Origin of the sequence: Pseudomonas sp. UBA5706, from assembly GCF_002419965.1 — a bacterium.
Lineage (GTDB): Bacteria > Pseudomonadota > Gammaproteobacteria > Pseudomonadales > Pseudomonadaceae > Aquipseudomonas.
In genome coordinates, this window is sequence record NZ_DIHC01000046.1 from 142,242 (window position 1) to 162,769 (window position 20,528).

Below are 20,528 nucleotides of genomic sequence, written 5' to 3' on the forward strand. Positions count from 1 at the left end.
CTGCACCGCACGCCGACACAAAATTAGCGGTTCCTATTACAGGGAGGTGTGAAACATGTTCGGTAGAAAACAAAAAGCCCGTCTGAGCGCTATGGAAGCAGAGCTCGTTTCGCTACGTCGTCTGCAGGAGGCATTTGCGTCAGAGATGCTTTCCCTTACTTTCGACTCCGAATTCCGGCTCGCCGATGTGAACGGCAAGTTTTGCAGGGCGATTGGCTACGATCGCGCTGAGCTGTTGGGCAAGCCCATGGCTGAATTTCTGCCCGGTTACGTTTCCACACTCCCTTGTTTCAGAAATTTGAAGTCGGCCGTGTCTGCGGGCACGGCGGTGACGGACGACTACCGGTACATCCATAAAAACGGATCATTGATCTGGTTACATGCCACCTGGTCGCCCATCAAGGATGATGCGGGGAACGTGCAGTATATGAAATGCCTGGCCACAGACGTGACCACGTCCATCAACAAGGCCCGGGAGAACGAAGCCCTTATCAACGCGCTTCTGCGCTCCACCGCCGTCATAGAACTGGGGCTGGATGGCAAGATCATCAATGCCAACGACGCGTTCTTGCAAGTAATGGGCTACACACTCGATCAGATCAAAGGCAAGCACCATAGTCTGTTTTGTGAGCCCGGGTATGCTGCGTCCCCTGAATATTCATCATTCTGGAAGACGCTGAACGCCGGGGAGTATGTCGCTGATCGGTTCAAGCGTGTGGACAGCAAAGGTCGCGAAGTCTGGCTGGAGGCCAGCTATAACCCGGTTCACGACACTCAAGGGGATTTGTATAAGGTCGTGAAGTTCGCGACCGTGGTGACCGACCAGGTACACCGTGAGGCAGAAATCAACGTTGCTGCGGGCACTGCCTACGAGATTTCCCAACACACGGACATTTCTGCGCAGCGTGGCGCGGTGGTGATCAAGGACACCGTACAGACGATGACCCAGATTGCCGATCAGATGCTGTCGGCATCGGACGGTATGGAGGCCTTGGGCAAGCAATCGCTGCTGATCAGCACGATTGTCCAAACCATCGGCGCCATTGCGCAGCAAACCAATCTGCTGGCCTTGAACGCTGCCATCGAGGCCGCGCGAGCAGGCGAGCAAGGTCGTGGATTCGCGGTGGTGGCCGATGAAGTTCGTCAGCTGGCAGGCAGAACCAGCTCTGCGACCGAGGAAATCGTGGCAGTGGTGCAACAGAACCAGAAGCTTGTGGACGATGCGGTTCGAGACATGAGCAATAGTCGGGCGCAGGCCGAACACGGACTGTCGCTGGCGAACCAGGCCGGCAGCGTGATTCTGGAAATTCAGGACGGTGCGCGGCAGGTCGTCGGGGCCGTAGAGCGATTCACTCATCAGTTATGATGCCGGCTTTGAGGCATACTTGCAGGCAGATTGATAACGGCCGGCACGCACGATCGGCTCGTACCCCTGGCTGAACAGGGTCGCTGGCTGTGGGGTGACAGCGCAATCAGACGGCCGCACCCGCTACCCGGTCCTCATTCGCGGCATCCCTTGCAACTGAACCGGACGAGGTAAAGGTGCTTCCGCAAATCGCTGATCCCGATGCCCAAGCGCAACGCCAGGCGAGATTTCAGGGCCTCATCGGTCTTGGCTTCGTTGCCGCTCTTTCTTTCATCGCTGGCATGACAGACGCCATCGGGTTTATGGCCACGGGCGATTTTGTGTCATTCATGAGTGGCAATACCACGCGACTTGCCGTGGCTTTGTATCAGGACAGCCTTACGCGCTCGGCGCACATCGCGCTGTTGGTGCTGGTGTTCATCCTCGGCAACGTCATTGGCGTGCTCGCGGCAAAATGCTTCGACCGCAGGCCCTGGCCGCTGCTGTTGAGCATTGGCAGTCTGCTCATGGCTTGCGGGTATTGGGGGGCAAACCCCGCGATGGTGCTGCTGGCGGTTATTGCGATGGGCATGATCAATGCCGTGGTCGAGGAGGTAAACGGCCTACCGATTGGACTCACTTACGTGACAGGGGCGTTGTCGCGGTTTGGAAGAGGGCTTGGCCGCTGGCTGACAGGCGAGCGGCGTAGCGGTTGGCGAGTCCAGTTGATACCGTGGTGCGGAATGCTCGCTGGCGGTATTGCCGGGGGCATCCTGGCGGACCTCATGAACCTTGAAGCCATGCTGGTCAGCGGGTTGGTGACTGTCGCGCTGGGAATCGTTTCCTTAAAAATGCCGAGAAACTGGCGGTTCCATCCCCGCGCTGAATAACGCTGCGAGCGCCGGTGCCCTCTGAATGCGTTGGCTGTCGATGGCGCCTCCACCCACCAGCGCCGGACGTTCGTCCGTCAAAGGCCTGGTTCTGTCTTTGAAGGGGCTGCACCGGGCGCATGCTCACCTGGCTGGGTGACGGGCCTGGCGGTTGTCTTTCGCCAGGGCGCGATCAGGCTGTGCAACAGCGGGACAAAGAACAGGATCAGCAGCGTGGCGCTGAGCGTGCCGCCGAACACCGCGGTGCCGATGGCTCGCTGGCTGGCCGATCCCGGCCCGCTTGCCAGCACCAGCGGCAGTACGCCGAACATGAATGCCAGCGAGGTCATGACGATAGGCCGTAGCCGCATCCTTGCGGCATCCAGGATCGCTTGACGCGTGGTGCGACCCTCGCTCATCAGTGTCTGCGCCACCTCGACGATGAGGATCGCGTTCTTGGCGCACAGGCCGATCGTGGTGATCACCCCGACCTTGAAATACAGGTCATTGGGTAACCCGCGCAACGTGCTGGCCAGCAACGTACCGAGCACGCCCAAGGGTATGGCCAGTACCACCGTCAGCGGCACCGACCAACTTTCATAGAGCGCCGCCAGACAGAGAAATACGATCAGGATCGACAGACCGAACAGCAGAGGCACTTGCTGCCCGGACGTGTGCTCTTGCCAGGACTGCCCGGACCATTCGTAGCCAATGCCCGTAGGCAGCTGCGCGGCCAGCTGCGCAAGCCTGTCCATGGCCTGGGTCGTGCTGTAACCGGGAGCAGGAGTGCCACTGATCGCCAGCGAAGGGAATCCGTCGTAGTGATCGACGCTCAATGCGCCCCGGGTCCATTTCATGCTGACGAATGAGCTTAACGGCACCATGTCGCCGCGCTGGTTACGCACCCGCGCCTCCAGCAGGCTGTCCGGTAGCTGGCGGTCATCGCTGCGCGCCTGAACCAGAATCCGCCGCACCTGGTTGTCGAGAATGAAATCGCCCAGGTATTGAGAGCCGTAGAGGGTTTCCAGGGTCTGGTTGATCTGCGTGACCTCGACACCCATGCTCTGCGCCTTGAGCCGGTCAATGCTGACACGCAGTTGCGGCGCGTCATCCTGCCCCGAGAACTCGACACTGGCCAGCGCCGGATCTTTGCTGGCCCATTCCAGCAAGCGGTTTTTGGCGGCCATCAGCGCCGCATGGCCCAGGCCCGCGCGGTCCTGCAACTGCATCTCGACACCGGCGGACATGCCCAGGCTGTTGATCGGCGGCGGTCGCAGTCCCTTGATCAACGCCTCGGGCTCGCTGGAAGTGCCGTGCTTGAAATGGGCGTTGAAGCGTTCCAGGATCGCCTCCATCTGCTGGTCGGGCCGGGTACGCTGGGACCAGGGAATCAGCGTTGGCCACACCATCGCCGAATTTTCGCCGTCGCCAAAATAGCTGAATCCCTGCACCGCGAAGAGACTGCTGATAGTGGCGTCATGGCGCATATACTGCTCAACCTCTTCAACGACCGCTCGGGTCGCGCCTTGAGTCGAGCCGGTCGGCAGCAGGATCACCGCGGAAAAACGGCCCTCGTCCTCGTTGGGCAGGAAGCCGCCGGGCAACTGCATGAACAGCAACGCCACCCCGGCGAGGAGCGCGCCGTACAGGCCCATGTAGCGCAGGGGGCGATTGAGGATGCGCTGCAAGGCGCGTCCATAGCCCGCATAACAGCGCTGACTCACGCTATCAGCCTTAGCCTGTGCGACGGGTTTCTGGTGCGGTTTGAGCAGGCTGGCGCACAAGGCGGGGGTGAGCGTCAGCGCCAGCCAGGCCGATAGCGCCATCGGCACCGCCAGGGCCACGGTGAACTGCCGATAGATCGCCCCGACCGCGCCATTGAGGAACGCCATCGGCAAAAACACCGCTGTCAGCACCACGGTGATGGCCACGATCGCGCCGCTGATCTGGCTCATCGCCTTAAGCGTGGCTTGCCGCGGCGGCAGTTGCTCTTGCTGCATGATGCGTTCGACGTTTTCCACCACCACGATGGCGTCATCCACCAGAATGCCAATCGCCAGCACCATGCCGAACAGGGTCAGTACGTTGATCGAAAATCCCAGCGCCCACATCACCGCGCACGTACCACTGAGCGCGATGGGCACCACCAGGGTCGGGATCAATGTCGCCCGCAGGCTGCGCAGAAACGCCCACATCACCAGAAAGACCAGCACCATGGCCTCGACCAAGGTGTAGCCGACCTTGCGAATCGACAGTTTGACGAACGCAGAGTTATCGAACGAGGTCTGCAGATGCATGCCCGCAGGCAGTTGGGCCGACAGCGTTTTGAGCGTGGCCTTCAGGCCGTCGGTGGTGGCCAGCGCGTTGGCCCCGGGCGCCAGCCTGACCGACATCGCCGCTGTCGGTTTGCCTTCTAGAAAGGCCGGGTAAGAGTAGTCGCTCGCCCCCAGTTCGACCCGCGCCACATCCGCCACCCGCAGTGCCGAACCGTCGCCGTTGACGCGCAGGGCGATGTCACCGAAGGCCTGGGCGGTGTCGAGGTTCTCTTCCACGGACAGCGGCGCGGTGAGGGTGGTATCCGGCGAGCTCGGCGCGGCACCGAACGAACCCAGCGGAATGCGCTCGTTGCGCTGGCTGATGGCGGCGACCAGTTCGGTGGATGTGATGCCCAGAGCAGTCAGCTTGTGCACGTCGGGCCAGATCCGCATGGCGTATTCGGGGCTCCACAGGTTGACCGAGCCGACACCTGTGACCCGTAGCAGCGCCGGGCGCACCAGGCTGCTGGCAAGCTCGCCGAGCTGAATGTGGCTCACATCGGGGTTATCGGCGCTTAACGTGACGTAGAGCAACGGGCTCTGGCTGCTCTGTTCGACCTGTATGCCCTGGCGACGTACGCTTTCCGGCAGGCGTTCTTCCACGCGCTTGATACGGTTCTGCACCTCGACGGCCGCCAGCTTGCTGTTGGTGCCCGGTATCAGCAGCACATCGATTTCGACATGCCCCTCGATGCTGCTGGAGTTGAACGACAGCAAGCCGGGAATGCCACTAAGCTCACGCTCGATGACGGAGGTGACGGTACGCTCGACAACCTGTGGCGAGGCACCGGGGTAAAAGGCTTCGATGCCGATACGTGGCGGCGACACATTGGGGTAGCGTTCGACCGCCAGCTCCGTAATCGCGAACACACCGCCGAGAAACAACAGAATGGCCAATACCCAGGCCATGACCGGGCGATCGATGAAAAAAGCTGACATGGTGTCCTTATCGTTGGCTGATAGCCGCAGGTTGCGCTGCTTCCTTTAATCGAACAGGCTGCCCGTCGCGTAATGCGCTGCCCCCAAGAATGACCCGCTCGCCGCCTGAAAGACCTGACTCCACGCGCCACTGCCTGGCCTCAAGGCGATCGGCCTGGACGTAGACTTGATGCGCGATGCCGTCTCGCTCAACCATCACATACGCACCGTTATCGGCACGGGCCAATGCCTGCTGCGGTATCAGCACCGCCTTGCCCGGGTTCGCGCGCTCGAGTTCGACCTGCACGTACATGCCCGGCAGTAGAAGGTGATCGGGGTTGGCGAACACCGCACGCAAGGCCACGGTATCGGTTTGCGGGTCCAGCGCCGAGTCGGAAAAGTCGAGCGTCCCCGCCAGGCCATAGCGCGAGCCATCGCTCAACTCAAGGCTTACGGTCTGCACGTTGGCGTCGTCGGGGTGGGCCATGTGCGCTTTGCGCAGGGCCAGGTAATCCGAACCCGGCTGGGCGAATTCCACGTAGATCGGGTCGATCTGCTCGACGGTGGTCAACACCGTGCCTTCATCCTGTCCGACCATTGCTCCTTCGCTGACCAGTGCCTTGCGCGCTCGCCCGGCAATAGGGGCGGTGACGGTGGCGTACTCCAGTTGCAACCGTGCGGAGCGTACTTTCGCCAGCGTCAGCTGTTCCATCGCCCGTGCCTGTTTCTCGGCAAAGAAATCCTTGCGGTACTGCTGCATGCTGACGGAATGGTCTTCCACCAGTTGCTTGGATCGATGAGCGATGTCCGTTGCCGCCTCGGCCGCCGCCGCGGCCTGGGCATGTTCGGCTTCGGCCGAGGCCAGCTCGACGTCCAACTGCGCAGGATCGATACGAAACAGCAACTGCCCGGCCTTCACATCCTGCCCCTCGGTGTAGGCGCGCTTATTCACGATGCCCTGCACCCGCGCGCGCACCTGAGCACTGCGATAGGCGGTCAGGCGTCCGGTCAGGTGTAAGGTCCGGGCTTGGGTCGAGGGCATGGCAATGGCGACTTCCACCATCGGCAGGGCAGGCGGTGCTGCTGAGTCAGGCGGTTGGCAGCCTGCGAGAACCACGCAGGTGGCGATCGCCAGTGTTGCCGTCCATGGTGTAAAAGAAGCGACGTGCATCAGGTACCTTGACTGGAAAAGGGGGCTGCAGCGAGTGCGTATGCAGCGCATGAGCGCGATCCATCGGCGAGTCGGCAAAATACCATAATCGAATAAATATAAGGGCAGGGTGCGCAGAATCAGCTGTTTCAACTATTAGAAGCCGCTTAGAAGCCGCTTGGCCTTTCGTGCAACAGGCCATGGGACGTCTGGCGCTTTTGATTCCCGCCTTTGGTACCGGTTTACCCGGCTCGGCACAACCCCGTCACACACGCTGGAGGTTACGACGGCAGCGAAGGTCGATCGTGCAGGGCGAAGGATCGCCCTCGTTCAACGGCGAGCCGCCACCCTGCCGAGCATCCGCGACAGTTGATCGATGGAGTAGGGCTTGTGCAGCAAATCGAAGCCGTTCGTGCCGCTTTGCGCCAGGACATCACTGTAGCCGGAGGTCAGGATCACCGGCAGTGTAGGGTAGCGTTGGCGGATTTCGTTGGCGAGTTCGATTCCGCTCATGCCGGGCATGACAACGTCTGAAAACACCACATCGAATTGATCGGCATGTTCCTGAAGTTCCCCCAGGGCATCCCCGGCCGATGGCGCCAAAACGGTCAGGTATCCCAGCTCGGCCAGCGCCTGCGTGGCGAATTCACCTACATCCACATTGTCTTCAACGATCAGCACGCGTGTCCCATGCCCGTCCTCAAGGGGCGGCGGCAGATGATCGGGTTGCGCGATGCGGCTTGCTGCGACCACTCGCGGTAAATAGAGCGTGAACGTGGTGCCTTTATCGATTTCACTTTCGACCGCGATTTCTCCGCCCGATTGCTTGGCGAAGCCGAATACCTGGCTGAGCCCCAGTCCAGTGCCTTCTCCCACGTTTTTGGTGGTGTAGAACGGCTCGAAGATCTGCTCCAGATGAGCGTCGGCAATGCCCGCACCGGTGTCGGTGATGGAGATGGCAACGAACGGTGCCTTGACCGCCTGATGCAGACGGATCATCGGCATCGATTCGACGGGCCGCGCCGTGATGGTGAGCCGGCCTTCGCCCATCATCGCGTCTCTGGCGTTCGCCACGATGTTCACCAGCGCGGTGTCGAACTGGCTCGGATCGGCGTTCACGAAGCAGGGGGCGCTGGACAGTTCGGCTTCGATCTCGATGCGCGAGCCGGTCAAGGTCGCGGTCATGCCGCTGATTGCGCGGATGTTATCGCAGACGCTGAACACCTCCGGCTGCAGCGCTTGCCTGCGAGCAAACGCTAATAATTGCCCGGTCAGCGTGGCGGCGCGATTGACGGTTTCGGAAATAGCGGTGACGTAGCGCAGTCGCCGCTCTTCGGAAAGTCCCGGCCGCATGAGCAGATCGGTCGAGGAGCGGATGACCGTCAGCAGGTTATTGAAGTCGTGGGCCACGCCACCGGTGAGTTGGCCCACCGCTTCCATTTTCTGTGACTGGCGCAAGGCTTCGGCCTGTTCTTTTTCGGTCGTCACATGGCGACCGGCAGCGTAGACGCGCCCGTCCTGGAAGGCCCCCGTCCAACTGAACCATTTGTACGAACCGTCCTTATGCCGCAACCGGTATTCGTAAGGCTCGATCAGTGGCGTCTCGAAAATTCCCGAGAACGCCGCGAGCGACGAGCGCAGATCGTCGGGGTGGGTGTAGTCCGAGAACGTCGTGCCGATCAGTTCGCGTTCGGTCCATCCCAGCTGTTCGGTCCAGCGTGCATTGACCGCGTCCAGCGTGCCGTTCGGTGATGCAATGACCAGCAACTCCTGCGACAGCCCCCAGGCACGATCACGTTCGCGAGTACGCATCTCAAGGCTCGCCGCCTGTTCCTTTTCCCCGGTAATGTCACGGCCGCTGCAATAGATTTTTCCATCTTCCAGGACCGCGACCCAAGCCAGCCATCGGTAGCTTCCGTCGCGGTGCCGGTAACGGTTCTGAAACCGCGATACGGGTCGGCCTTCTACTGCCTTGGTGAACACGGCCCGGCTTGCCGCCACATCATCGGGGTGGACGAACGAAAGGAAAGTGGTATGCAGCTCTCCCGGCGACCATCCGAGCGCGATGGTCCATGCAGGGTTTGCCGCTTCGATCATGCCTTGGGCGTTGATCACCGAGAGCAGATCCGGGCTGAGCAACCATGTCCGACTGCGCTCCGTGGCGCGCTCGTTGACTTTGCTTTCCAGCTTGGCATTCAGCTCACGCAACTCGTCCTGGCACAGGCGCAACTTCTGATCGCCCCGGTGTCGCTCTATCGCCAGCGCGGCGGTCTGGGCGATGACCGCAAGCCCCTCGATATCGCTCGGCGTCGGCGAGCGGGGCTCGCTGTAATAAACCGCAAAGGTGCCCAGTACTCGGTCGTCCGCTGCCTTGATAGGTGTAGACCAGCACGCGCGCAAGCCATGAGAATCGGCAAGCGCGGCATACCCCTCCCAGCGAGGGCAGAGGGCAATATCATTGACGTAAACAGGCGTACCAAGCGTTGCACACGCCGGGCAGGTACCGACGCGTTCGTCGATGGCGATGCCCTGGATCGCTTCGGTGTAGGCAGTTGGCAGGCTGGGTGCGATGCTATGCAGCATGGACTTGCCGTCTTCGCCGAGCAGCAGGAAAGAGCCAATCATCGGCGGGCTGTGTGCTTCAACTGTCAGGAGCAGTTCGCCGAGCGCATCGACCAGCGGCAGGCCAGCAGCGATCTGGCCGAGTACCCGCCGCTCAAGCGCGATTCGCGCTGCAGGCGAATACATTGCACCGGGCAGACGTAGGTCAATCGACGGCCTGGACCCTGGCTTATCAGTGATCACGGCAAGCGTCATCGTGCATGGAAAATTCTCGGCGGGGCATTCGGAGGAAAGTGGGTCGAATATCCAGTTTGGCACTTCCCAGAGGGTTTGCACACGTTTGTCTGCTGACGCGGCGGATGCCGCGACGGCAACGCAAGAAGTGGCGGGGTCGTCAGTCAAGTCAGGGTGCTCTTCGTCGCGGTCGTTAGCGTTGGGCTTGCGACTGGGCTGACGACACCCCAAGCGTGGAGCGCTGTCTAGGGGCGCGGCTCAGGGTGCCCAAGTTGCGCCTGGCGTTCACTGGACGTTCGAGCTGAAAATTACTTATTATAATTTTCTGTCAAGGCATAATTCTTTATAACCATATGATCTAACGTTATATTGCCGCGTCCCTTGGTCCTGACCCATGCGGGATATGGACTGGCGACGCACCGACCTCTCAGCGATTCGAGACCTGCATGAGCCAAACTCTCCAACACATGCGCCTGGGGCTGTTCATTCAAGCTGCCGGGCATCACGCCAGTGGCTGGCGTTATCCTGGTGCCCAGAGCGGCAGCGAGAATTTCGCGCTGATCAAAAAGCTGACGCTGGCCGCCGAGCAAGCGTGCTTGGACATGGTGTTCCTTGGCGACAAACTGGTGACCAGCGCGCAGGAACATCCATCGATGATCGTGCGTTTTGAACCGTTGACCTTACTCGGTTCGCTGGCCTCGATCACCGAGAAGATCGGGCTGGCGGCGACGGCATCCACCACCTACGGCGAGCCTTACAGCGTCGCTCGCCAGTTCGGCACCCTGGACCATATCTCCTGCGGCCGTGCCGCGTGGAACGTGGTGACCACCGGTTACGACAGTGCCGCGAATTTCTCCCGCGCGACTCACCCCAATCACGATCTGCGCTACGAAGTGGCCGAGGAATTCGTCGATGTGGTGAGGGGCTTGTGGGACAGCTTCGATGACGATGCCTATGTGCGTGATGCCGAGTCAGGTGTCTATCTGAACGCCGACAAGATGCATCGGCTGAACCATCGCGGGAAGCATTTCAGCATTGATGGCCCGTTGAACCTGACCCGCAGTCCGCAAGGGCATCCGGTACTGATTCAGGCGGGCTCCAGCGGACCGGGCATGGCGCTCGCCGCGCGGATCGCCGAGGTGGTCTTCACGGCCCAGCAGGACATCGAGACCGCCCAACGGTTTTACCGCGACCTCAAGCGTCAGGTCGTGGCCCACGGACGAAATCCGCAACATTGCCTGGTCATGCCCGGGATCATGCCGATCCTGGGGGCCACTGCCGCGCAGGCTCAAGCCAACTTCGAGCGTCTGCAGCAGTGGACGAATATCGACAACGCATTGAACCTGGTAGGCGAGCGACTGGGCCAGGACGTAAGGGGCCTGGATCTGGATCAACCGCTGCCTGACATGCCGCTGCCGGAAAACATGAAAAGCCGCGCCAGATTGCTGCTCGACATGAGCCAGCGTGATGGGCTGACCTTGCGCCAGATTTGCCATCTGGTCGCCGGCGCGCGGGGGCACAAGATCATCGTCGGTACCCCGGCGCAGGTCGCCGAGCAGATGATCGCCTGGTTCGAGGGCGAGGCCGCCGACGGTTTCAACCTCATGCCCTCGCATTTTCCGGAGGGCCTTGAGCTGTTCATCAGCGGGGTGCTGCCGATCCTGCGTCAGCGCGGCGTGTTTCGTCACCAGTACAGCGGGACTACCCTGCGTGAGCATCTTGGCTTGCCGCGTCCGGCACATCGTCGCTGGAACACGCCTGTTTAATGCTCGCCCCGTAAAAAGTCGGCTGACAACCGCAGGGGGCGAGCAGGTCATTGCGCGCTATGCAGTGTGGTTAACCTTCAGGGGGCGAAGAATCGAAAGGGTTGGGGAGTCGGCTTGCACTGATCGCCCGGAAGCGCAGGCGGGACCGGCAATCACTTTGCCTGATCCCTATGCAGCAGATTGCGAGGGTTAGACGATCGCGTCGTTCAAGAATGCCTTGACGATGGACTTCACCGAAGGGTTGACCTTGAGCTCATTGAGCTGCTTGGCGGTGAACCACCTGCAGTCCGCAATTTCGTTTTTCGGCTGCGGCGTGGCCATGAACGTCACTGATACTTCGAATACGTGGTGCAGTACGCTGTTGCCCTCGAAACGGGTGACGTAGGCCAGTTCTTCAAGAATCAGTCCGGTTTCTTCGCGCAGTTCGCGAGTCGCGGCCTGGGCAGGGGATTCGTTGGGTTCGACCTTGCCGCCGGGCAGCGTCCAACGGGCGTTGGGTTTGCGCACATACAGGATCTGGTTGTCCCGCCGGCAAATGACTGTGGCGCGTTCTTTCATCGGGTGTTCCTCCACCGTACAACGTGTGAGATGCGCAGCGCTCACGCTTCGTCACGCGGATGTCACAAAAGCTTCATATAAGGCTTTGAAGCACTAACGGTGCCAATGTTCCCCTACCTTGATGTCGGCAGGTGCTGGCTCTTCCTTAATGCATTGCAGCGTAGTCAATGCCGAGGGGATGAGCGCTGCAATAACGTATCGGTTTATTGAATGGACGCGTTGCACTGCATGCGCTTGGCACGGGACTCATCGAAGAAACCTGCCGTCCGCCCGTTTGTGGCGCATTGCGCACAACAGTGGGGCGTTGCTACACGGCCATGCAGTTGTAGGTAGCGGGCCTTGCACCTTCATATTGCGAATATGCGGCGGGACCGATGACGGGAGCCCTAGATATTCCGCGTTTTTCAGATGTTGTGTTTTTTCTTCCGGCCTGTGGCACACTTTCTGCTGTTTATTCCGTTGTTACAAACTAGATTCCGTTATAGCGGAATAAACTTTATCGGCGGAGTTCATCACATGCATCGTGGACCTTCATTTCTGAAAACCTGTGCGTTCGTTCTGGCGGCAACAACGACGCTGGCTCTGATTACGACTGCGCAGGCAGCTGACAGCAAGCTCGACAGCGTATTGCAGCGGGGCCACCTGGTCGTCGGCACCGGCAGCACCAATGCCCCGTGGCACTTTCAGGGAGCAGATGGCAAATTGCAGGGCTTCGATATCGACATTGCGCGCATTGTCGCCAAGGGTCTGTTCAATGACCCGAACAAGGTCGAGTTCGTGGTTCAGTCCTCCGATGCGCGGATTCCCAATCTGCTGACCGACAAAGTCGATATGAGCTGTCAGTTCATCACCGTGACCGCCAGTCGCGCGCAACAGGTCGCTTTCACGCTGCCGTACTACCGCGAAGGCGTGGCGCTGCTGCTGCCTGCCAACAGCAAGTACAAGGAAATCGATGACCTGAAAGCGGCGGGCGATGGCATTACCGTGGCCGTGCTGCAGAACGTCTACGCCGAGGAACTGGTGCATCAGGCGCTGCCCAAGGCCAAGGTCGATCAATACGACAGCGTCGACCTGATGTACCAGGCGATCAACTCTGGCCGCGCCGACACCGCGGCCACCGATCAGTCATCGGTCAAATACCTGCTGGTGCAGAATCCTGGCCGTTACCGTTCCCCGGCCTTCGCCTGGAGCCCGCAGACCTACGCCTGTGCGGTGAAGCGGGGCGATCAAGACTGGCTGAACTTCGTCAATACCGCGCTGCATGAGGCCATGACCGGCGTTGAATTCCCGGCCTATGCCGAGTCGTTCAAGAAGTGGTTCGGCGTCGATCTACCCACGCCGCAAATCGGTTTCCCCATGGAATACAAGTGATACGTCCGGCCATTGAAAGGGCAGGGAAGTGCGTGTTGGCTTGCTGTCCCAGGTGTTACTGACCATGAATTATCAGTTGAACTTTGCAGCGGTCTGGCGGGACTTTCCCAGTTTGCTGGCGGGGCTGGGATTGGGCCTCGAACTGGCCCTGATCTCCATCGCCATCGGCTGCGTGATCGGTCTGATGGCGGCGTTTGCCATGCTGTCCCGCTACCGCGGATTGCGTGTGGTGTCTTCGATTTATGTCACGGTGATCCGCAATACGCCGATTCTGGTGTTGATCCTGCTGATCTACTTCGCCTTGCCAGGCTTGGGCATTCGCCTGGACAAGATCGCTTCCTTCATCGTTACCCTGTCGCTGTATGCAGGGGCGTACCTGACCGAAGTGTTCCGCGCCGGTTTGCTGGGCATTCACAAGGGCCAGCGTGAAGCGGGGCTGGCCATCGGGCTGGGCGAGTGGCAGGTGCGGGCCTACATCATCGTGCCGGTGATGCTGCGCAATGTGCTGCCGGCGCTGTCGAACAACTTCATCTCGTTGTTCAAGGACACCTCGTTGGCCGCCGTCATCGCCGTGCCGGAACTGACGTACTACGCGCGCAAAATCAACGTCGAAAGCTATCGGGTGATCGAAACCTGGCTGGTGACCACAGCGTTGTATGTCGCGGCCTGTTACCTCATCGCCATGCTCTTGCGCTATCTCGAACAGCGCTTGGCGATTCGCCGCTAGGAGACCCGGATATGTATGAACAACCTACTTGGCTGCACGAAGTGTGGATCGCCCGCGAAGCGCTCTGGAACGGCTTTCTGACCAGCGTGCAGTGCGCAGGGCTGGCAATCCTCTTCGGCACTGTGATTGGCGTGTTTGCCGGGTTGATCCTGACCTACGGCAAGCTGTGGACGCGCCTGCCGTTTCGCTGTTATGTCGACCTGATCCGCGGCACGCCGGTCTTCGTGCTGGTGCTGGCCTGCTTTTATATGGCCCCGGCCCTGGGCTGGCAGATCAGCGCATTCAATGCCGGCGCGTTGGGGCTGACACTGTTCTGCGGGTCCCACGTCGCGGAAATCGTCAGGGGCGCCTTGCAGGCGATTGCGCGAGGTCAGCTTGAGGCGGGCAAAGCCATCGGCCTGACGTTCAACCAGACACTGAGCTACGTGCTGCTGCCCCAGGCGTTGCGCCAGATCCTGCCAACCTGGGTCAATTCGTCCACCGAAATCGTCAAGGCCTCGACCTTGCTCTCGGTCATCGGCGTGGCCGAGTTGCTGCTTAGCACCCAGCAGGTGATCGCGCGCAATTTCATGACCCTGCAGTTTTACCTGTTCGCCGGGTTTCTTTTCTTCGTCATCAACTACGCCATTGAGCTTCTTGGACGGCAAATCGAAAAACGGGTGGCCTTGCCATGACACAGACTCAAACCGCGACCGCCGCTCCGGCCCTGCTGAGCATCGAAGGGCTGCATAAATCCTACGGCCCTGTAGAAGTGCTCAAGGGCGTGGACCTTGCAATGAACAAGGGCAACGTAGTGACGTTGATCGGGTCCAGCGGCTCGGGCAAGACCACATTGCTACGCTGTGTGAATCTGCTGGAAGAGTTTCAGGGCGGGCGCATTCGGCTGGAAGGTCAGGGCATCGGCTACAGCGAGATCAATGGCAAGCGGGTACGCCATCCAGAGAAAGTCATCGCTCAGCACCGGGCCATGACCGGCATGGCGTTCCAGCAATTTAACCTGTTTCCCCATCTGACGGCACTGCAGAACGTCACGCTGGGCCTGCTCAAGGTCAAAAAGCTGCCCAAGGATCAAGCGGTCGCCCTGGCCGAGAAGTGGCTGGAGCGGGTCGGTCTGCTGGAACGCCGTAATCATTACCCTGGCCAGCTTTCCGGTGGTCAGCAACAGCGGGTGGCGATCGCCCGCGCCATTGCCATGACCCCGAGCCTGATGCTGTTCGACGAAGTCACCTCGGCACTGGACCCGGAACTGGTGGGCGAAGTGCTCAGCGTGATCAAGGGGCTGGCCGAAGAGGGCATGACCATGCTGCTGGTCACGCACGAAATGCGCTTTGCTTATGAAGTGTCCGATCAGATCGTATTCATGGACCAGGGGCGCATCGAAGAGCAAGGCCCACCCAAGATGCTGTTCGAGCAACCGAAGTCGGCTCGGCTGGCAGAATTCCTGAAGAACATTCGTTTCTAACCGCTCAATCCAAGGAGATTTTTATGAGCATTACTCGTTACGGCGCAGGTAGCACCGCAGGTGGCGGTCAGCCACGTCCTTTCGCCCGCGCTGTAGAGGCCGATGGCTGGCTGCATGTGTCCGGCCAGGTACCGGCGGAAAACGGTGAAATTATCAATGGCGGTATCGTCGAGCAGACCCACAAGACCCTGCAAAACCTGGTCGCCATTCTGACCGAGGCCGGTTACGGCCTGGAGGATGTCATCCGGGTGGGTGTCTGGCTGGAAGATCCGCGTGACTTCTGGAGCTTCAACAAGGTGTTCGGCGAGTACTTCAAGCCCGAGCATGCCCCGGCGCGGGCCTGTGTGCAGGCAAGCATGATGGTCGATTGCAAGGTCGAGATCGATTGCATCGCCTACAAGCAGAAGTAAGCCGCGACACACTTTCAAGCTGCGGGCTGAGCGTGTTGATACGGCGCTTGCAGCTCGGTACTTGCAGCTGGAAACTGGCGCTTCTTTCAAGGCCAGGGGTGCGTTATGCACCCGCGCCGCTTATCTCGGAACAGATCCTATGACCGAAGACACCATCAAACGCCGTGCCCGAGGTCTGGACCGGGCGTTCGATATTCTCGATTTCCTCAAGGAAAAGGGTACGCCGTTGCGCCCGAACGAAATCGCCAGTGGCATCGGCAGTCCGAAATCGACGGTGTATGAATTGGTAAGTTCGTTGTTGGAGCGGCGCATTCTTGAAGCCGTCGGCAAGGACGGTCATGTCTATCTGGGGCGTCAGCTGTACTTCCTCGGGCAGGCCCATCTGCGTCACTTCGACTTCACCCGTGAAGCCGAAGTGAGCTTGGTCCAGATCGTCGAGCAAACTCGCGAGACCGCGCAGATGTGCCTGCTCAACGGCCGTAAATACACGGTCGCGTTGATGAAGGAAGGGGCTCGGCATTTCCGCATCTCTTCGGACATCGGCGAGGACGCGCCCATCCCGTGGACGGCGTCCGGTCGCCTGCTGCTGGGGCATCTCAGCGATCAGCAGATCATCGACCTGATCGACCCTGAAGACTTCATTCTCCCGGATGGCACACACCTGCCGCTTGAGACCTTCCTAAGCGAAATCCGCAAGGCCCACGAAGAAGGCTTCTTCTCTTTCAACAGCATCGCCGATACCTTCACCCATTGCTTCGCAGCGCCTGTGAAGGACAGGCAAGGCGTGTGCATTGCCACCTTGTGCATCGTTGCGCCCCGGGCCGACGCCACCGCGCACTACGACGACTACCGGCGCGTGTTGATCGACAGTGCCAATGGCCTTGCGCGGCGGGTCAACGATTAAGCGGTTTGTCATCCGCCGCCGAACACGTATCAAACACAAGACAACAAGCATTCTGGAGAACGGACATGACCACGGTCACAGTTGAAAAGGGCGCCGCCAACCCCGGCGATCAATTGGTAAGGGATGTCAGCCTGCCGGCGCTGGTGATTCATGACAAGGCGCTAAGACACAATCTGCGCTGGATGCAGACGTTCGTCAGCGACAGCGGCGCGGAACTGGCGCCCCACGGCAAAACGAGCATGGTTCCGGCATTGTTTCAGCGTCAGCTGCAGCAGGGCGCCTGGGGCATGACCCTGGCAACCGCCACCCAGACCCGCGCCGCTTACGCTCATGGCGTGCGCCGGGTACTGATGGCCAACCAACTGGTCGGCGCGCCGAACATGGCGATCATCGCTGACATGCTCGGCGACTCAATGTTCGACTTCCACTGCATGGTCGATCACCCGGACAACGTCCAGGCGTTGGGCGAGTTTTTCGCTGTCCGTGGCCTGCACCTGAACGTGATGATCGAATACGGCGTGGTCGGCGGCCGCTGCGGTTGCCGCACCGAGGCTGAAGTCATGGCCCTGGCTGACGCCATCGCTGCGCAGCCAGCGCTGAAGCTGACCGGTATCGAAGGCTATGAAGGCGTGATCCATGGCGATCAGGCGGTCAGTGGCATTCGTCAGTTCGCGGCCTCTCTGGTGCGTCTGGCGGTGACGCTGCAAGATAAGGGCGCATTCGCACTGAAGCGCCCGATCGTGACGGCATCCGGTTCTGCCTGGTATGACCTGATTGCCGAAGAGTTCGACAAGCAACAGGTCCGTGAGCGGTTTCTGAGCGTGCTGCGCCCTGGCAGCTACGTGGTGCACGATCACGGGATCTACAAGGACGCGCAATGCTGCGTGCTGGATCGCCGCCATGACCTCAGCGACGGCCTGCAACCGGCCATGGAAGTCTGGGCCCATGTGCAATCAATGCCGGAACCGGGTTTTGCGGTCATCGCCCTGGGCAAGCGCGACGTGGCGTTCGATGCCGGCATGCCGAACCCGATCAAGCGCTACAAGGCCGGGGTGGTACCGGCTCAAGGCGACGATGTCAGTGCCTGCAAGGTCACGGCGGTGATGGACCAGCATGCGTTCATGAGCGTGGCGCCGGGCTGCGAATTGAAAGTCGGCGACATCATCTCCTTTGGCACGTCGCACCCTTGCCTGACCTTCGACAAATGGCGCACGGGCTGTCTGGTCGGTGATGATCTGAGTGTTATTGAATCCTTTGCGACATTCTTCTGACTGGAGTCTGTGATGAGTGAGCTGGTCAGTCACAGTCATCCCCGGGTTGCCTTGATCGGCGAATGCATGATCGAGTTGCAGCAGCACGCCAACGGCGCGCTCAAGCAAAGTTTCGGCGGCGACACGCTGAACACAGCGGTGTACCTGTCGCGCCTGCTCGGCTCGGCGTCCCAGGTGGATTACGTCACGGCGTTGGGCGACGACAGTTTCAGTGACGCGATGTGCGCGATCTGGGCCAGCGAGGGGATTGGCCTGAGTCGTGTGCAGCGCCTGCCGGGGCGTTTGCCAGGCTTGTATTGCATTCAGACCGACGCCAACGGCGAGCGGCGCTTCCTGTATTGGCGCAATGAAGCGGCGGTGCGTGAGTGTTTCACCACGCCGTCCGCCGAGCCAATTCTGGCGGCTCTGCCGGACTATGACGTGTTGTATTTCAGCGGCATTACCTTGGCGGTGCTTGGCGAAGTGGGGCGCGCGCGGCTGTTATCAAGCCTTGGGGATGCACGCGATCGTGGCGCGCGAGTAGTGTTCGACAATAACTATCGGCCACGACTCTGGCGCAGCGTCGAGCAGGCCCGACAGGCTTATCGAGCGGTGATGCATGAAGTGGATGTGGTACTGCTCACTGAAGACGATGAGCAGGCCTTGTTCGGCTACGCCGACGCTGAGCAGATCATCACGGCCTATCGGGACCTTGGCATTGCCGAAGTGGTGATCAAGCGCGGTGCGCAAAGTTGCCTGGTTTGTGCGGGCAATCAACGTTATGAAGTGGCCGCGCAGCCCGTTCAAAACGTCATCGATACCACGGCGGCGGGGGACTCGTTCAGCGCGGCGTATCTGGCGTGGCGCTTGCGTGGCGGCAGCCCCGAAGATGCGGCGGCGTCCGGGCACCGACTGGCGAGCCTGGTGATTCAGCATCCAGGCGCGTTGATCCCGCGCAGTGTGATGCCGGCTTGAGGTACAGGCCCGTTATTTGCTCTTTGCGAGAATGATGGGCGCGATGGCATCAATCCCGATAGAACACCTGCACCAGGTGATAGCCGAACTTGCTCTTCACCGGCCCATGCACCGTGCGCAGGGGCTTTTTGAAAATGATCTGGTCAATCGCGCCGACCATCTGTCCCGGACGGACTTCGCCCAGATCGCCGCCGCGCTTGCCGGACGGGCAGGTGGAGTACTTCCTGGCCAGCACATCGAAGGCTTCACCCTTGGCGATGCGCTGCTTGAGCTGTTCGGCCTCATCAAGGGTCTTGACCAGAATATGGCGGGCTTGAGCTTTCATGATGAAAATCGCCTCGATAAAAAAGCCGCGCATTATGCCCTTGCCCGGCGATTTCAGGTAATTTCCTTCACCTTGGTCGGACGAGCGTAGCGCTGCTGCCTAGCCTTGCGCCGAACGTTGCTAATGCGTGAAGGTCGCACACAGTGGTGACCTGCAGTCTTCTTAAACCTTTATGTGCGGTGTGAATTATGGATTTCCCGGCGTTGTTGAAGGTTCTGGCCACCCAGGACGGATCGGACCTCTACCTTTCCACCGGTGCGCCGCCTTGCGCCAAGTTCAACGGTGTGCTCAAGCCGCTCGGTACCGAAGCGTTCAAGCCCGGCGATGTCGCGCTGATCGCCCAGGGCATCATGGACGCCGAGCAGCGTCAGGACTTCGAGCGCGAGCTGGAAATGAACCTGGCGCTTTCCCTGTCGGGCATTGGCCGGTTCCGAATCAACATCTTCAAGCAGCGCAACGAAGTGTCCATCGTGGCACGTAACATCAAGCTCGATATCCCAAGGTTCGAGGACCTGCACCTGCCGCCGGTGCTGCTTGACGTAATCATGGAAAAACACGGTCTGGTGCTGTTCGTCGGCGCCACCGGTTCAGGCAAGTCCACCTCGCTGGCGGCCTTGATCGACCACCGCAACCGCCACGCCAGCGGGCACATCATCACCATTGAAGACCCGGTAGAGTTCATCCACAAACACAAAAAATCGATCATTAACCAGCGTGAGGTCGGGGTCGATACCCGCAGCTTTCACGCGGCGTTGAAAAACACCCTGCGCCAGGCCCCGGACGTGATCCTGATCGGAGAAATCCGCGATCGCGAAACCATGGAACATGCCTTGGCCTTCGCCGATACCGGGCACCTGGCCATCTCGACCCTGCACGCCAACAACGCCAACCAGGCACTGGATCGCATCATCAATTTCTTCCCCGAGGAGCGTCGTGCACAGCTGCTGCATGATCTTGGCAACAACCTCAAGGCGTTCGTGTCCCAGCGCCTGGTGAAAACCACCGACGGCAAGCGCCGGGCGGCGGTGGAAGTGATGCTGGGTACGCCAACCATTCGTGATTTGATCCACCGCAATGAGCTGACCGAACTCAAGGGGATTATGGAGAAGTCCACCAACCTGGGCATGCAGACCTTCGACAACGCGCTTTACGACCTGGCGGTGGAGGGGGCGATCACCGAGGAAGAGGCGCTGAAGAATGCCGACTCGGCGAACAACGTGCGCCTGCGCCTGAAGCTGCATGATGAGGGCGGCCTTGCCGCAATCAGCACGCCACCTGCCGCGCCACAGCCGGCCGCACAGGTGGATGTCAAGGACTGGGGGCTGGTGGATGAACGGGACGAGCCGGGCGCTTGATTAACTGTGCGTCTGTGCGTGGGTCACCTTCG

At 60.4% G+C, this 20,528-nt stretch carries 16 protein-coding genes and 2 pseudogenes; 13 read left to right on the forward strand and 5 right to left on the reverse strand.

Translation table 11 applies throughout. From position 1 onward, the window contains the following. Positions 1-145: 145 nt before the first annotated feature. From B3I26_RS28995 to B3I26_RS23870, 3 genes and pseudogenes are all read left to right on the forward strand, one after another. Positions 146-832: pseudogene (locus tag B3I26_RS28995) on the forward strand (PAS domain-containing protein); the annotation flags it as partial. A 102-nt stretch (positions 833-934) separates the two neighbouring features. After that, positions 935-1,366: pseudogene (locus tag B3I26_RS29000) on the forward strand (methyl-accepting chemotaxis protein); the annotation flags it as partial. A gap of 176 nt (positions 1,367-1,542) precedes the next feature. Then, positions 1,543-2,235, forward strand: coding sequence for a YoaK family protein (locus B3I26_RS23870; protein ID WP_296261330.1), 693 nt, complete (start codon positions 1,543-1,545; stop codon positions 2,233-2,235). Positions 2,236-2,312: 77 nt separating this feature from the next. Here the strand turns inward: B3I26_RS23870 and B3I26_RS23875 are convergent, their stop codons facing one another. The 3 genes from B3I26_RS23875 to B3I26_RS23885 all read right to left on the reverse strand — a co-directional run bounded on the left by B3I26_RS23875 (position 2,313) and on the right by B3I26_RS23885 (position 9,402). Beyond that, a complete protein-coding gene (locus tag B3I26_RS23875; RefSeq protein ID WP_296261331.1) occupies positions 2,313-5,468 on the reverse strand; it encodes a multidrug efflux RND transporter permease subunit in 3,156 nt (1,051 codons plus the stop codon). A 7-nt stretch (positions 5,469-5,475) separates the two neighbouring features. Further along, positions 5,476-6,618 carry an efflux RND transporter periplasmic adaptor subunit gene (locus B3I26_RS23880; protein WP_296261333.1) on the reverse strand — a complete coding sequence of 381 codons (1,143 nt, stop codon included), beginning with the start codon at positions 6,616-6,618 and terminating at the stop codon, positions 5,476-5,478. A 309-nt stretch (positions 6,619-6,927) separates the two neighbouring features. Beyond that, positions 6,928-9,402, reverse strand: a complete 2,475-nt coding sequence (locus tag B3I26_RS23885; protein WP_296261334.1) for a PAS domain-containing protein — start codon at positions 9,400-9,402, stop codon at positions 6,928-6,930. Between the two features lie 437 nt (positions 9,403-9,839). Between B3I26_RS23885 and B3I26_RS23890 the strand changes: the two genes are divergently transcribed. Then, complete coding sequence (locus B3I26_RS23890) at positions 9,840-11,159, forward strand: LLM class flavin-dependent oxidoreductase (RefSeq protein WP_296261335.1); 1,320 nt, start codon at positions 9,840-9,842, stop codon at positions 11,157-11,159. Between the two features lie 189 nt (positions 11,160-11,348). Here B3I26_RS23890 and B3I26_RS23895 read toward each other — a convergent pair whose 3' ends face one another. Next, positions 11,349-11,717 carry an NUDIX hydrolase gene (locus B3I26_RS23895; protein WP_296261336.1) on the reverse strand — a complete coding sequence of 123 codons (369 nt, stop codon included), beginning with the start codon at positions 11,715-11,717 and terminating at the stop codon, positions 11,349-11,351. Positions 11,718-12,233: 516 nt separating this feature from the next. Between B3I26_RS23895 and B3I26_RS23900 the strand changes: the two genes are divergently transcribed. From B3I26_RS23900 to B3I26_RS23935, 8 genes are all read left to right on the forward strand, one after another. After that, on the forward strand, positions 12,234-13,088 hold the full coding sequence (locus tag B3I26_RS23900; protein WP_296261337.1) for a transporter substrate-binding domain-containing protein: 855 nt from the start codon (positions 12,234-12,236) through the stop codon (positions 13,086-13,088). 64 nt (positions 13,089-13,152) lie between these two features. Beyond that, complete coding sequence (locus B3I26_RS23905) at positions 13,153-13,815, forward strand: amino acid ABC transporter permease (RefSeq protein ID WP_296261338.1); 663 nt, start codon at positions 13,153-13,155, stop codon at positions 13,813-13,815. 11 nt (positions 13,816-13,826) lie between these two features. Further along, positions 13,827-14,489 (forward strand): amino acid ABC transporter permease, encoded by a 663-nt coding sequence (locus B3I26_RS23910; RefSeq protein WP_296261340.1) that lies wholly within the window; start codon positions 13,827-13,829, stop codon positions 14,487-14,489. After that, entirely contained in the window at positions 14,486-15,277 is a 792-nt protein-coding gene (locus B3I26_RS23915; protein ID WP_296261342.1) for an amino acid ABC transporter ATP-binding protein, read from the forward strand. The genes B3I26_RS23910 and B3I26_RS23915 overlap by 4 nt, the downstream gene beginning before the upstream one ends. Positions 15,278-15,300: 23 nt before the next feature. Then, positions 15,301-15,687: a RidA family protein gene (locus B3I26_RS23920; protein WP_296261344.1), complete on the forward strand. Its 387-nt coding sequence runs from the start codon at positions 15,301-15,303 to the stop codon at positions 15,685-15,687. Positions 15,688-15,826: 139 nt separating this feature from the next. After that, entirely contained in the window at positions 15,827-16,591 is a 765-nt protein-coding gene (locus B3I26_RS23925; RefSeq protein ID WP_296261346.1) for an IclR family transcriptional regulator, read from the forward strand. A gap of 65 nt (positions 16,592-16,656) precedes the next feature. Then, the gene (locus tag B3I26_RS23930; RefSeq protein ID WP_296261347.1) at positions 16,657-17,862 is read left to right on the forward strand and encodes an amino acid deaminase; all 1,206 of its coding nucleotides are present in this window, start codon (positions 16,657-16,659) and stop codon (positions 17,860-17,862) included. A gap of 12 nt (positions 17,863-17,874) precedes the next feature. Continuing rightward, on the forward strand, positions 17,875-18,816 hold the full coding sequence (locus B3I26_RS23935) for a sugar kinase (protein ID WP_296261348.1): 942 nt from the start codon (positions 17,875-17,877) through the stop codon (positions 18,814-18,816). Positions 18,817-18,865: 49 nt separating this feature from the next. Here the strand turns inward: B3I26_RS23935 and B3I26_RS23940 are convergent, their stop codons facing one another. Next, positions 18,866-19,141 carry a peptidylprolyl isomerase gene (locus tag B3I26_RS23940; RefSeq protein WP_296261350.1) on the reverse strand — a complete coding sequence of 92 codons (276 nt, stop codon included), beginning with the start codon at positions 19,139-19,141 and terminating at the stop codon, positions 18,866-18,868. Between the two features lie 188 nt (positions 19,142-19,329). On the opposite strand from B3I26_RS23940, the gene B3I26_RS23945 reads away from it, so the two are divergent. Continuing rightward, positions 19,330-20,496 (forward strand): PilT/PilU family type 4a pilus ATPase, encoded by a 1,167-nt coding sequence (locus tag B3I26_RS23945; protein WP_296261352.1) that lies wholly within the window; start codon positions 19,330-19,332, stop codon positions 20,494-20,496. Positions 20,497-20,528 lie beyond the last annotated feature (32 nt).

Bases quoted from the DNA above. Each gene is read 5' to 3' on its own strand.
- B3I26_RS23875 (WP_296261331.1), bottom strand. From the start codon at position 5,468: ATGTCAGCTTTTTTCATCGATCGCCCGGTCATGGCCTGGGTATTGGCC.
- B3I26_RS23880 (WP_296261333.1), bottom strand. From the start codon at position 6,618: ATGCACGTCGCTTCTTTTACACCATGGACGGCAACACTGGCGATCGCC.
- B3I26_RS23890 (WP_296261335.1), top strand. From the start codon at position 9,840: ATGAGCCAAACTCTCCAACACATGCGCCTGGGGCTGTTCATTCAAGCT.
- B3I26_RS23895 (WP_296261336.1), bottom strand. From the start codon at position 11,717: ATGAAAGAACGCGCCACAGTCATTTGCCGGCGGGACAACCAGATCCTG.
- B3I26_RS23900 (WP_296261337.1), top strand. From the start codon at position 12,234: ATGCATCGTGGACCTTCATTTCTGAAAACCTGTGCGTTCGTTCTGGCG.
- B3I26_RS23905 (WP_296261338.1), top strand. From the start codon at position 13,153: ATGAATTATCAGTTGAACTTTGCAGCGGTCTGGCGGGACTTTCCCAGT.
- B3I26_RS23910 (WP_296261340.1), top strand. From the start codon at position 13,827: ATGTATGAACAACCTACTTGGCTGCACGAAGTGTGGATCGCCCGCGAA.
- B3I26_RS23915 (WP_296261342.1), top strand. From the start codon at position 14,486: ATGACACAGACTCAAACCGCGACCGCCGCTCCGGCCCTGCTGAGCATC.
- B3I26_RS23920 (WP_296261344.1), top strand. From the start codon at position 15,301: ATGAGCATTACTCGTTACGGCGCAGGTAGCACCGCAGGTGGCGGTCAG.
- B3I26_RS23925 (WP_296261346.1), top strand. From the start codon at position 15,827: ATGACCGAAGACACCATCAAACGCCGTGCCCGAGGTCTGGACCGGGCG.
- B3I26_RS23930 (WP_296261347.1), top strand. From the start codon at position 16,657: ATGACCACGGTCACAGTTGAAAAGGGCGCCGCCAACCCCGGCGATCAA.
- B3I26_RS23935 (WP_296261348.1), top strand. From the start codon at position 17,875: ATGAGTGAGCTGGTCAGTCACAGTCATCCCCGGGTTGCCTTGATCGGC.
- B3I26_RS23940 (WP_296261350.1), bottom strand. From the start codon at position 19,141: ATGAAAGCTCAAGCCCGCCATATTCTGGTCAAGACCCTTGATGAGGCC.
- B3I26_RS23945 (WP_296261352.1), top strand. From the start codon at position 19,330: ATGGATTTCCCGGCGTTGTTGAAGGTTCTGGCCACCCAGGACGGATCG.